7 protein-coding genes are annotated in these 12,684 nt (G+C 76.6%); 5 read left to right on the top strand and 2 right to left on the bottom strand.

Features of this window, described 5'->3' with window-relative positions; all coding sequences use genetic code 11:
- The first annotated feature begins 225 nt into the window (after nucleotides 1-225).
- The 5 genes from BMY40_RS13935 to BMY40_RS13915 all read left to right on the top strand — a co-directional run bounded on the left by BMY40_RS13935 (nucleotide 226) and on the right by BMY40_RS13915 (nucleotide 10,986).
- Entirely contained in the window at nucleotides 226-1,734 is a 1,509-nt protein-coding gene (locus BMY40_RS13935; protein ID WP_107436769.1) for a DNA-binding protein NsdB, read from the top strand.
- A gap of 264 nt (nucleotides 1,735-1,998) precedes the next feature.
- A complete protein-coding gene (locus BMY40_RS13930; RefSeq protein ID WP_093659274.1) occupies nucleotides 1,999-3,555 on the top strand; it encodes a hypothetical protein in 1,557 nt (518 codons plus the stop codon).
- Between the two features lie 123 nt (nucleotides 3,556-3,678).
- Nucleotides 3,679-5,202 (top strand): hypothetical protein, encoded by a 1,524-nt coding sequence (locus BMY40_RS13925; RefSeq protein WP_425443110.1) that lies wholly within the window; start codon nucleotides 3,679-3,681, stop codon nucleotides 5,200-5,202.
- Nucleotides 5,199-6,146, top strand: coding sequence for a hypothetical protein (locus BMY40_RS13920; protein WP_245770079.1), 948 nt, complete (start codon nucleotides 5,199-5,201; stop codon nucleotides 6,144-6,146). The genes BMY40_RS13925 and BMY40_RS13920 overlap by 4 nt, the downstream gene beginning before the upstream one ends.
- Before the next feature lie 43 nt (nucleotides 6,147-6,189).
- A complete protein-coding gene (locus tag BMY40_RS13915) occupies nucleotides 6,190-10,986 on the top strand; it encodes a hypothetical protein (protein WP_245770078.1) in 4,797 nt (1,598 codons plus the stop codon).
- A gap of 49 nt (nucleotides 10,987-11,035) precedes the next feature.
- Here BMY40_RS13915 and BMY40_RS13910 read toward each other — a convergent pair whose 3' ends face one another.
- Both BMY40_RS13910 and BMY40_RS13905 read right to left on the bottom strand, forming a co-directional pair.
- Nucleotides 11,036-12,184 (bottom strand): serine hydrolase domain-containing protein, encoded by a 1,149-nt coding sequence (locus BMY40_RS13910; protein WP_093659272.1) that lies wholly within the window; start codon nucleotides 12,182-12,184, stop codon nucleotides 11,036-11,038.
- A gap of 184 nt (nucleotides 12,185-12,368) precedes the next feature.
- Nucleotides 12,369-12,659: a hypothetical protein gene (locus BMY40_RS13905; protein WP_093659270.1), complete on the bottom strand. Its 291-nt coding sequence runs from the start codon at nucleotides 12,657-12,659 to the stop codon at nucleotides 12,369-12,371.
- Nucleotides 12,660-12,684 lie beyond the last annotated feature (25 nt).

Here is a 12,684-nt window from a genome sequence, read left to right as displayed (position 1 = left end):
TGCGCCGACGGATTGCCGCGCCACCCGGCCGGCCGGGGCGTGCCGCACCCTGGGGAATGCGGAAGCCGGCGACCGGACGGGGTGGCGCGTTCCTACAGCACACCCGGGCACGGGTGGCACACCATCTGGCGGACCCTGGCGAACCCTGGCGAATACCCGCGCGCCCCTTCGGGGGCGGCCCGCGAGGGCTACTGTCGACACAGCCGAGAACCTGGGGGCTACGACGTGACCAAGGGACCCAACACCCGCCTCGCGGACCTTTTCGGCCTCACCGGCTGGTCCAAGGGCGAACTCGCCCGGCGCGTGAACCGGCAGGCGGCGGCCATGGGCCACCCGCAGCTGGCGACCGACACCTCCCGGGTGAGGCGCTGGATCGACATGGGGGAGACCCCGCGCGACCCGGTGCCGAAGGTGCTGGCGACCCTGTTCACCGAGCGACTCGGCCGTGTCGTGACCATCGAGGACCTCGGGTTCAGCCGGTCTGGACAGACAGGGAGACGGCAGTCCGTCCACGGACTGCCGTGGGCCCCCGAACAGACCGCCGCGGTCCTCACCGAATTCACGGGAATGGACCTCATGCTCAACCGACGCGGCTTGGTGGGCGCGGGCGCCGCGCTCACCGCAGGACCGGCGCTCAGCAGCGCCCTGTACGACTGGCTCCGGACCGATCCGGCTCCGGCGGGCGCCCCCCGGCCGGGCGGCTCCGCCCTCGCCGCCCCCGCCTCCTCCGACCGCTACGAGGCCGCACCCGTCGGCGTGGAGGAGGTCGAGTCCCTGGAACACTCCGTGGAGGTCTTCCGCGCCTGGGACGCGGCCCGCGGCGGCGGTCTCCAGCGCAAGGCGGTGGTGGGCCAGCTCAACGAGGTGGGCGGCATGCTCGCCTACCGCCACCCGCCGCACATCCAGCGGCGGCTGTGGGGGGTGGCGGCCAACCTGGCGGTCCTCGCCGGCTGGATGTCCCACGACGTCGGCCTGGAGCCCACCGCGCAGAAGTACTTCGTCATCGCCGCGCACGCGGCCCGCGAGGGCGGCGACCGGCCTCGCGCCGGGGAGGCCGTCTCCCGGGCCGCGCGCCAGATGGTGCACCTGGGCAGACCCGACGAGGCCCTGGACCTGATGAAGCTGGCCAAGGCCGGCTGCGGCGAGGAGACCCTGCCGCGCACCCGCGCGATGCTCCACACCATCGAGGCGTGGGCCCACGCCTCCATGGGGCGCGGCCAGGCGATGCGGCGCACCCTCGGCCGGGCCGAGGACCTGTTCGTCTCCGACCGGGGGGACGTACCGCCGCCGAGCTGGATGCAGCTGTTCGACGAGGCCGACCTGCACGGGATGCAGGCGCTGGCGTACCGCACCCTGGCCGAGCACGACCCCTCGGCGGCGAGGACGGCCGAGAAGCACGCCAAGGAGGCGCTGCGGCTGCGGGAGAAGGGCCGCGAGAGGTCGAAGATCCTCGACTACATCTCACTCGCCTCCGCCTGCTTCATCGCCGACGACCCGGAGCAGGCGGACCGCTACGCGCGGCTGGCCCTGGTCACCATCGGCAACACCTCCTCCCACCGCACCTGGGACCGGCTGCGGGAGATGTACCGGCTCACCGGACGGTACGCCGGGTACCCCAAGGTCGAGGACCTGCGCGAGGAGATCGCGCTCGCCCTCCCCGCGGCCCCCGGCTTCTCCGGTGCGACAGCCGCGGTGCCCGCGCCCCGGCGGGCCGGGGGCGGGGCGGCGGTGTAGCGGCGGCGGGCCCCGGGGCACCCGGCCGTCCTGCGGCCGCGGACGCCCGGGGCCGCCGTCTCCGCACCGCCCGTGCGCGCGGACTCGGCGCGGCGCCCTGGTCCCGGTATCCTTCGGCGGCCGGAGTGACCGCTTTCCGCACGGTGCCGGGAACCCGTGGGAGGACCCGGGACGAACGGGGGACGAACCCGCGGTGACCGGCCGGAACCCCGGAGAGCGGAAATCCCGTTGCCAGTCCCTCACCCCGCACCGGATGCTGACCTTATGTTCGCCGATTCCGTCGATTCCGACATAGCGCCCAGCGGTACGCTGCTCGGCCTCCTCCAGAGGGGCCGCGGCGACGGCACGCTGCACGCTCTGGCGGCCCCGCGTGCCGAAGCGCTCGCCGCGCTGAGCCACTGCCTGCGCTGTGACCCCCGGCGCGACTGGCGGCTCGAGCACCGCTCCCTGTACTACGCACGGCTCCACGTGGAGCTGGACGCCGGGCTCGACGACATCGAGGAGCACCTGTTCGGCCCCGACGACCTCACCGACGGCGGTGAGGAGCGCACCGGACTGGCCCTCTCCGTCCTCGGGCACCTGGCCTCCTACGGCGACCGCGGCGCACTGCTGCTGCTGCGCCGCTACGCCTCGCGCGGCGCCAACTGGCGCTGGGCCCTGGACGAACTGGCCGTCCGCGACGACGACGCCGGACTGCGCCCGCTGGGCCCCGCCGTCCTGGCGCGCTTCCCGCGCACCCCCGAGGGCGACGCCGAGCTGGCGGCGGCCGTCCGCGACGCCTTCGAGCCCAGGCCCTGGCGGCTGTGGGCCGAGGACCCGGCCCGCCCCGAGCAGGGCGAACGCCTCGGACGCGCCCGTGAGCAGGGCTCCTTCGGCCGCTGGCAGCGCCAGATGAGGCCGGCCGGGCCGCGCCCCGGCTGGAGCGTGCGCGCGGTGCTCGACTGGGCCCAGGAAGGCGATCCACTCCTCTCCACCGCCCACCCCGCCGCCGACGGACCGCTCGCCTCCGCGTCGGCGGGGTCCGCGGTGCCCATGGCGGCTCCGGGCCCCGACCCGCGGCACCGCGAGGCCGCGGCGGCCCGCTGCCTGACCGCCGTCGCCGGGCCCGACGACCGCCCCGAACTGCTCGACGCCGCCCGCTCCGGCCCCGACATCGCGCGCGCCGTCGCCCTGCGCCACCTCGCCGAGCGGGGCGACCCGGCCGCACTGGACCTGATCGAGGCCGCCGCGGGGGACCCGGCCGCCGACCCCGCGGGCCTCGCGGGCGGTCCCTCCGGCACCGTCGCCCGGGCCGCGCTGGACGCCCTCTCCCGGACGCGCGGCACCGCCGCGCTCGAACGCGCCCGCCGCTGGGCGCGGCGCGAGGACCCCCTGGGCACGGCGGCCGCCACGCTGCTGGCCTGCCACGGCGCGGAACGGGACGCCCCCCTGGTGCTGGCCGCGCTGCGCCGCACCGTGCGCGCCGAGGGGCCCGACTCCGACGCCCTGTGGCCGCTGGTCGACGGCGCCGGCCGGCTGGCCGTGCACCGCGCCGCCCCCCTCCTGCGGCACGTCTACCGCGAGACCGCCTCCTCCCAGCTGCGCGGCCGGGCCGCCCGCGCCCTGGCCGCCACCGACCCCGCCTTCGCGGCGGGCTTCGCCATCGAGTGCCTGTGGGACTGCGAGGAGTCCACCCGCGAGATCGCCGCCCGCCACGCCGCGACCGGCGACACCCGGGTCGTCGAGCGGCTGCGGCGGCTGGCCGCCGATCCCGCCGAGGAGGAGGGCGTGCAGAGCGCGGTGCGCGGCCGGCTCGGCTCCGGCGGCGCGGCGGCCCGCTGACCCGGCCGGCGCGGGCCCCCGGGGCCGGCCCGGAGCGTACCGGACCGGCCCCGGGGACCCGCGCCGCCGGGCGCGTTCCCGCCGTTTCGATCTCTGTCAGTGCCAGCGCCTAATCTGTGCCGTGTGACCACAGCAGTATCCGCCTCATCCCCCGGCGCCGCGCGGCCCGCACCGGGCCCGGCCGCCGACGAGGGCCTGGCCCGGCGTCTGCGGGCGCTGGCCTGCACCGCGCCCCTGCACGACCTGGACGCGCGCAAGGCCAACCTGGCCGGGGAGTACGGCACGTACTCGATGGCGGAGGTGGCGCTGGCCGCCATCGACCTGGTCACCCTGCACATGGACTTCGACACCGGCGCCGACCACGAGGAGATAGTGGCCCGGCTGCTGCCGCGGGTCGCGGCCCAGGCGCCGCGGCGGCCCGCCGCCGAGCACGAGCGGGTCGCCCGCTGGGTCCTGGAGAACCTGATCAACGTCGGCAGCGTCGACCGGGGGTTCCGCGCCGTCTACGGCACCTTCGGCCCCGACGGCGAGTACGTGCGGCGCGACTACGACTTCAAGCTGATCGAGGAGGTGCCGGGGCCGGGCGGAGGGGTGTACCTGCGCACCACCGACGAGGCGGTCAACGTCCTGGTCGGCGCCCTCGACACCGATGTCACCAGCGCGCAGATCGCCGCCGAGGTCAAGCTGGAGGTGCTGGTCAGCCGGGGCCGCCTGGCCGACGCCCAGCTCGCCGCCGAGCAGGCCCGCTACCGCACCGTGCAGTACGCCGAGACGCTGCGCCGCACCCTGGAGGCCACCCGGCGCAACGTCCGCGCGGTCGACTGGCTCAACGCCGTCCCCGACATGATCGCCGAGGCGCTCGACCACGTCGCCGACCGCTACCGCCACGAGAACGCGATCCTCACCAACATCCGCAGGGCGCGGGACGAGGCCCCCGCCGACAAGAACCCCGGCCACAAGCTGCGCGCCGCCGAACTGGTCGACATCGTCAAGGACTGCATCCGGCGCCACACCCAGCTCCAGTCCCGGCTGCTGGAGGCCGGACCGCTCTTCCGCGCCGAGCAGGACCGGCAGGCGTTCGCCCCGCCCGCCGCCGGCGCCGGCCTCGACCTGTACGGGCAGCTGCTCGCCCCCGTGCTGCCGCTGCCGGTGGAGCGGGCCACCAAGGTCACCGACGCCTTCTTCGCCCGCGGCACCGGGCTGCGCACCCCGGCGGCCGTACGGCTGGGGGACCTGACCGAGATGCTGCTCACCCCGCCCGCGCCCCGCGAGCACCTGGGCGCCGAGATGCCCGAGCCGGATCTGGTCGCCACCCCCGACGACAGCCGGTTCAGCGAGGAGCAGATGGAGGCCGCCCGGGAGCTGCTGGAGCTGCCCGCCGACGCCCCGCGCCGGCTGTCGGGCCTGCTGGCCGAGGCCCGCCGCCGCGACCCGGAGCTGCCCTACCTGGTGGCCCTGCTGGCGGTGCACGCCGCCAGCCCGCCGGTCGGCACCGCCTACCGGCAGGGCGAACGGCGCCTGCTGTTCGCCGTGGACGACGGCACGGAACTGGACGACCCGGAGTTCGGCGGCGCCGACCTCGTGGTGGGGACGGCCCTGCTGGACGCCGCGGGCATGGCGGCGGACCGCACGGAGGTGGCATCTTGAACGAGTACGGCCCGTACCCCGGTTACGGCGTCCACGACGAGCAGGAGGGGCCGGGCGGACACGGCGGGCCCGGAGCGGAGCCCGGCGAACGGTCCGGCGTTCCCGCCGCTCCCGGCAGGGTCCCCCTCTCCCCGCCGGACGCCGCCGACGCCGCCCGGCTGGTCTCCTTCGGCCTCCAGCCCAAGCTGCTGCCCGCCCGTGACGCCGAGTACGCGGAGCTGCTGCGCCGCTACCGGGAGGAGCCCGCATTCGCCCGGCTCGCCGACGCCGTCGCCACCGGCCTCGGGCTGGTCGTGCTGGAGGTCTCCCCGCGCGCGGGAATGGCCGTCACCGCCGCCGAGGACTCCGTCTTCGCCGTGCGCATGGGCGACTACGCCCGCCGCGCCACCTCCGACTCCACCGACCGATTCCTGCACGGCCTGGCCCATCTGGCCATCGCCGCCCTGGCCTTCCCCCGCCCCGAGGACCTGGCCGACGACGGCTACGTCGGCAGGATCTCCGTCAACGGAGTGGACGCCTTCGTCCGCCAGGCCTGCCGGAGACTGGAGGAGCGCGCCGAGCGGGAGGGCGAGAACACCGACCCGGCCAGCGACGCGCCCGGCCTGGAGGCCGCCTGGCGGGTGTACACCCGGCGCAGCGCCACCGGGGCCACCAAGGACTCCCGCCGGCTGGCCGGCTCCACCACCGGGATCGTCGCCAAGGCCGCCGCCTTCCTCGCCGACTCCGGCTTCCTCCAGCGCACCGGCGACGACGCCGGGGGCACCTACCGCACCACCGCCCGCTACCAGCTCCAGGTGCGCGACATGGCGGGCAGCGCCGCCATGACCGAGCTGCTGGAGCTGGGTGTCGTGCCCGTCGGCGACGGCAGCGCCACCCTGCTGCCGCCCCCCGACCCCGACGCCCTCGAACCGGCCGCCGACGCCGGACTGCCCTTCCACAGCTGAACCCCGTCCCCAGCGACGCCAGAGCAACGAGAGCCCCGCCGCCATGTACGAGCTGTCCCGGATCCGCCTCTACTCCATCGGGCCCGCCGGTGCGCGCTACGCCGACACCGTGCTGGACCTGCGCGGGGTCGGCGAGCCGGTGCCCAGCCCCGCCCCCGCCCAGGCGGACTTCTTCGAGGACGAGCCGATCGGCCCGCCGCGCCGCCCCGCCCCCGCCGGCGTGCTCTTCCTGGAGAACGGCGGCGGCAAGTCCGTCCTGCTCAAGCTGATCTTCTCGGTGATGCTGCCCGGTCACCGCAACACCCTCGGCGGCGCCAGCTCCGGAGTGCTGCGCAAGTTCCTGCTGGCCGACGACTGCGGGCACGTCGCCCTGGAGTGGCAGCACACCCTCACCGGGGAGACCGTCGTCGTCGGCAAGGTCAGTGAGTGGCGCGGCCGCCAGGTCTCCAGCGACCCGCGCAAGTTCGCCGAGGCCTGGTACAGCTTCCGGCCCGGCCCGGGCATGAACCTGGACTCCCTGCCGGTGGCCGAGTCCACCGCGCTGCGGCCCGTCGCCGAGGGCGCCTCCGCCGCCCGCGGCCGGCGCCGCACCATGAAGGGCTTCCGCGACGTCCTGGTGGAGACGGGCAAGACCTACCCGAACCTCGACGTGGTGTGGGAGGAGGTCCACGAACGCTGGAACGAGCACCTGGGCCACCTCGGCCTCGACCCCGAACTCTTCCGCTACCAGCGGGAGATGAACGCCGACGAGGGAGAGGCCGCCGGCCTGTTCGCCGTCAAGAACGACTCCGACTTCACCGATCTGCTGCTGCGCGCGGTCACCGACACCCGCGACACCGACGGGCTGGCCGACCTGGTGCACGGCTTCGCCCACAAGCTCGGTCGCCGCGCCGAACTGACCGCCGAGAAGGACTTCACCGCCGGGTCGCTGGACCTGCTGCGCCGCATCGACGAGGCCGCCCGCCACCGCGAGCAGGCCCGCGCCGTCCACGCCGGAGCCGAGCAGCGCACCCGCACCCTGGCCCGGCGGCTGTCCGCCCGAGGCACCGAGGAGCGCGGACGCGCCGCCGAACTCGCCGAGCGGGCCGACCACGCCGCCGGGTCCGCCGCCGAGGCCGAACGCGAGCGTGAGCGCGCCGCGCTCATCGCCGCCGAACTCGCCTACCGCCACGCCTCCCTGGCGCTGGCCGCCGGTGAGAGGAGCGCCGCCGCCCAGCGCCGGGAGCTGAGCGAGGCCCGCACCCTGCACGCCGCCTGGCAGGCGGCCGAGACGGTACTGGCGCACCGCGCCGCCGCCGACCGCGCCGCCCGGGTCGCCGCGGCCATCCGGGAGGCCGAGCGCGACGCCGCCCCCGCGCTGGCCGCCCGTGCCCGGGCGGCCACCGAGCTGGTGCGCGCCCTGCACGCGGCCGCGGAGAAGGCCGAGCACCTCGCGGCCGAGGAGGAGGAGCGCTCCACCGCCCTGCAGGGCGAGGGCGAGGCCGCCCACCGCGACGCCACCGCCGCCGCCACCGAGGCCCAGCGCGCCCGCAGCGAGAGCGAGCATCTGCGCCAGCGCCTGGCCGAGGTCGAGCAGGAGACGGCCCAGGCCGTACGCGCCGGCTGGCTGGACGGTTCCTCGCCCGACGCCGACCCGGCCCGTGCCGCCCTGGCCGCCAGTGACGCGGAGAAGGCCGCCGTCGCCGCCTGGGAGACCGCGCGCGAGAGCGCCCGACGCACCGCCGAGCGCGCCCGGGAGACCGCCGCGGCCCGCTCCCGCGCCGAACTGGCCGCGGCCCGCGCCGCGGACGCCGCCGAGGCGGCCGGGAGCGCGTACGCCGCCGAGCGGCGCGCCGCCGAGACACTGGGCGCCGAGGAGCGCCTGGCCGAGCTGCTGGGTCTGCCCGGCGGCGACCGGCAGGCGGCCTCCCCGGAGCCCGGTTCCGAGTCCGGTCCCGGCGAGTCCGGTCCCGGCGGGCCCGGCCCCGCAGGCGCGCTGGACGCCGAGGGGCTGGACCGCAACGCCGAGACCCTGCGCGAGCTGCTGGAGGAGTCGGTCGCGGCCGCCGAGCGCCAGCTGTTCGACCTGCGTACGGCCGCCGCGGACGACTCCCGCATCCTCGGCGCCCTCGGCGACGGCGGACTGCTGCCGCCCGGCCCCGACGTCCTGGCCACCGTCGAGTACCTGGGCGAGCACGGCATCCCCGCCCTGCCCGGCTGGCGCTACCTCGCCCAGTCCGTGGACCCGGCCGACCACGCCGCCGTCCTGGCCGCCCGGCCCGAACTGGTCGACGGCGTCGTCATCACCGACCCCGGAAGCCACGCCCGAGCCCGGGAGGTGCTGTCGGGCGCGGCCCTGCTGCCCCGATCGGCCGTCGCCGTCGGCACCGCCGCCGCGCTGCTGGCACCCGTCCCCGCACCCGGAGGCGAGGACGGCGGAGCCCTCGGCGGCTCCGGCGTGTTCCTCGTACCGCCCAACCCGGCCATGCACGACGAGCACGCAGCCGACGACGAGCGCCGCCGGCTGCGCGAGCGCGCCGCCGCCCGCGACGAGGAGATCCGCTCCCTGGCCGCGCGGCTGTCCGCCGACCGCTCCCTGGCCGCCCGGATCGCCTCCTGGCGCACCGGCTGCCCGCCCGGCCGCCTGGCCGAGCTGGCCGCCGGGGCGCGGGCCGCCGCCGAGGCCGCCGAGACCGCCCGGCAGCACCTGGAGGAGACCCGCGCCGCCGCGGCCGAGGCCGAGGAGAGCGCGGCCGAGGCCGCCCGCGTACGCGAGGAGAGGCAGGAGCGCGCCCAGCAGGCCCGCCGTTCCGCCGACGCACTGGCCGGACTGGCCTTCCGGCTGCGCGAGCGCGCCAAGTGGCAGGCCCGGTTGCGGGAGCTGGCCGACGAGGCGGCCGAGGCCGAGGCCCGGGCCGGCGCCTGCCTGGAGCGAGCCCGGGCCGCCGACGAGGACCGGCGCGCCGCCCAGCGGGCCGCCGACGACGCGCGCCGTACCGCCCGCGCGCTGCGCGCCGAGCGCGCCGAGATCGCGGGCGCCCCCGACACGCTCGACGCGGCCGGCGGCCCGGACGCCGCCGCGCAGCCCGCAGGCCCTCCCGCCTCCCTGCCCGCCCTGCGCGAGGCGTACCGCGCGGCCTCCCAGCTCTACGAGAAGGTCGGCGTTGGCGCCGACCTGCGTGCCGAACAGGCGCGCGCCGAGGGCGACGAGAGCGCCGCGCGCGCCGCCCTGGACCGGCTCACCAACAAGGTACGCACCCGCGCCGCCCAGCTCCTGGAGGGGCCCGACGGCGCCGACGGCCCCTCCCGGCAGGCCGCCGCGGCCCGCGCCGAGGCGCTGGTCCAGATGCTGGAGTCCCGCGCCTCGGCCGCCAGCGAGCAGCTCGGCCGGCTGCGCGGCGAGGCCGAACGACTGGCTCCCGGCGAGGAGCGGGACGCCTACACCGAACTGCCGGAGGAACTGGTCCCCGCCGACGCCGAGCAGGCACAGACCCTGCTGCGCGGCGCCAACACCGAACTGGCCGCCCGCACCGACGCGCTGGAGGCCGCCCGGGCCGCCCACGCCGAGCTGGTCCGCGCCCAGCGCGCCGCCGAGGACGCCGCCGGGGCCTTCGACGAGCTGGCCGCCATGCTCCGCGACCTGCTGCGCGACCCGCACGGCACGGGCGGTACGGGCCCGGAGGAGGGCGGGGAGCGGCCCGAGCCGTACACCGGCACCCTCGACCAGGCCCGGCAGGCGGCCGCCGAGGCCCGCCGCTCCCTGCGCGGCTGCGCCGCCGACCTCACCGCCGCCGAGTCGGCCGTGCGCGAGGCGAGCGACGTCCTGGTGCGGCACGCCAACTCCACCCGCTACGAGCAGGTGCGCACCCCCGCCCGCCAGCAGATCCGCGAGCTGCCGGCCGCCGCCCTGCCCGACCACGCCGCCTCCTGGGCCGCCGCCTTCGAGCCCCGGCTGCGCGTCCTGACCGACGAGCTCGACCAGCTGGAGCGCAACCGGGACAGCATCGTGGACCGGCTGCGCGGCCTGGTGGAGTCCTCACTGGCCACCCTCCGCTCCGCCCAGCGCCTGTCCCGGCTCCCCGGAGGGCTGGGGGAGTGGTCCGGTCAGGAGTTCCTGCGCATCCGCTTCGAGGACCCCGACCAGGCGGCCCTCGCCGAGCGACTGGGAGAGGTCATCGACGAGGCCACCCGGGCGGCCGTACGCCGCAACTCCGATCTGCGCCGGGACGGCATGACACTGCTGCTGCGGGGCGTCCACGCCGCCCTCCGGCCGCGCGGGGTGTCGGTGGAGATCCTCAAGCCCGACGCGGTGCTGCGCGCCGAGCGGGTGCCGGTCGGGCAGATGGGGGACGTCTTCTCCGGCGGCCAGCTGCTGACCGCGGCCATCGCCCTGTACTGCACGATGGCCGCGCTGCGCAGCAACGACCGGGGCCGCGACAGGCACCGGCACGCGGGCACGCTCTTCCTCGACAACCCCATCGGCCGCGCCAACGCCACCTATCTGCTGGAGCTCCAGCGCGCGGTGGCCGACGCGCTCGGCGTCCAGCTCATCTACACCACCGGCCTGTTCGACACCACGGCGCTGGCGGAGTTCCCGCTGGTGATCCGGTTGCGCAACGACGCAGACCTGAGGGCGGGGCTGAAGTACATCAGCGTCGAGGAGCACCTGCGGCCCGGTCTGCCCAAGCAGGACCCGGAGTCCGAACCGGTGCACGGCGAGATCACCGCCACCCGGATGTTCCGCCGCCCCGACGGCCCCGGCCGGGCGCAGGACACTCCGCCCTCCGTCCCGGCGCCGGCCGCCCCCGGCGAAAGCGAGGGGACCACCGCGGCGGACATGCCCGCACCCGTGCCCGACTGATCGATCCGGCCCCACCGGTCCTGCCGGGAGGTCCGGAGGAGCCGGCGGCTCAGCGGTTGAAGGCGGGGAACGCGAAGCGCTGGACGTTGCCCATCGCGTCCCCCTTGGCGTCGGTGCTGTTGACGCAGTAGACGAGCGTCCGCGACAGGTCGCGCGTCGCGGCGACGACGGTCTGGTAGCCGGGGCGGGAGCCGGTCTTGCCCCGGGCCTCCCTGCCGTTCACGTCATAGGGCGCCATGCCGCCGGCGGCCACGGCCGCCCCGGGGACGTCCGGCACGGTGAAGAACTCCTCCAACTGCGGCTCCGGTACGACCTTCCCGCCGAACAGGGCGGTTATGAGCCGCTCCAGGTCCGCGGTGGTGGAGATCATGCCACCGGCCGCCCAGCGGTCCGACATGTTCCACCCGGTGACGTCCACCAGCCTGCCGTCGAGCCAGTCGTAGCCGCGGTTGTGCGGACCGTGGAGACGCGGGTCGGGACCGTCGGGGAAGGAGGTGTGCCGCATGCCGAGCGGCCGGAGGACACGCGTGGCGGCCTGGTGCTCGTAGGTGTCCCCGGTGACCTCCTCGATCAGCATGCCCAGCACCGTGTAGTGGATGTTGCCGTACTCCTGCCGCTCCCCCGGAGCGGACGCCGGTCCCCTGGCGACGGACGCGGCCACGACCTCCCGCGGCGTGAGCGTCTCGAAGCGGTGCGGGTAACCCTCCTCCACGGTGTCGCCGAGTGAGCCGCCCGGCCGGAGTCCGCTGGTGAAGTCCAGCAACTGCCGTACGGTGAAAGGCCGCTCGAAAGCGGGCGTCAGCAGCTCCGGCAGGTAGACCCCGGCGGACACGTCCAGGTCCACCTTCCCCTCGGCGGCCAGTTGCAGCACGACGGCCGCGGTCACCAGCTTCGTGACGGACCCGGCCCGGAAGCGGCCGTGCTCCAGGGCCGGGGCGCCGGTCCGCAGGTCCCGCACTCCGGCCGCGCCGCGCCAGGCGCCGTCGCCGCCGACGCGTACGAGCGCCGCGGTCACCTCCCGGTCCGGCAATCCGGTCAGCGCGGCGCGCAGCGCGGCGGCGTCGGGTCCAAAACCCCCCTTCTCCGCGGTGACCGCCGCGGGGGAGCGGTGATGGGCCGTGGCGGGCAGGGCCAGCGGGCCCGCCGTGAACCCGAGGACGAGGGCGGCGGCCAGAGCGGTACGGGCGAGCTGTCTCATCGGCTCCTCCAGTGGTGCGGACGGGGCGTCCGCTGCGCACCACATCCTCGGCGAGCGGGCCGGACGGCGTGATCGTCCATGAGGACGGCGCGCACCCTGCCGAATCCCTGAACAACGGGCCCCGCCCGCAATGGAGTTGCGGGGGAGGCCCCCCAGGGCGCCACGGACCGGGCGTCGGCGGCCGTCAGCCGTGTCTTCGGCGGAAGGCGCGGCGCTCGCGCGCCACACTGCTCGGTGTGGAGACCACCCCGTTGCGCTGGTTCCACATCTGCCGGGTGACCCACACGTCCAGCACCCCCCAGGTGGTGACCACCGTGCCCGCCACCGCCGCGAGCACCATGGGAAGGGCCAGCCACACCTGCGCCAGGGAGCACAGGACGGCGACCATCACCAGCACCAGGGTCACGGCCACGAGGACGACCGCGCGCACGGCCGCCGCCCGCACCGGGCCGGGCAGCCCCGATCCGGTGCCCACAGGATCTCCACTCTCCTCGTACACC

Origin of the sequence: Streptomyces radiopugnans (assembly GCF_900110735.1) — a bacterium.
GTDB classification, from domain to species: Bacteria; Actinomycetota; Actinomycetes; order Streptomycetales; family Streptomycetaceae; genus Streptomyces; species Streptomyces radiopugnans.
Note: the sequence above shows the minus strand (reverse complement) of the source record. Positions and strands in the feature narration are given on the sequence as shown.

Bases quoted from the DNA above. Each gene is read 5' to 3' on its own strand.
- BMY40_RS13910 (WP_093659272.1), bottom strand. From the start codon at position 12,184: ATGAGACAGCTCGCCCGTACCGCTCTGGCCGCCGCCCTCGTCCTCGGG.
- BMY40_RS13915 (WP_245770078.1), top strand. From the start codon at position 6,190: ATGTACGAGCTGTCCCGGATCCGCCTCTACTCCATCGGGCCCGCCGGT.
- BMY40_RS13930 (WP_093659274.1), top strand. From the start codon at position 1,999: ATGTTCGCCGATTCCGTCGATTCCGACATAGCGCCCAGCGGTACGCTG.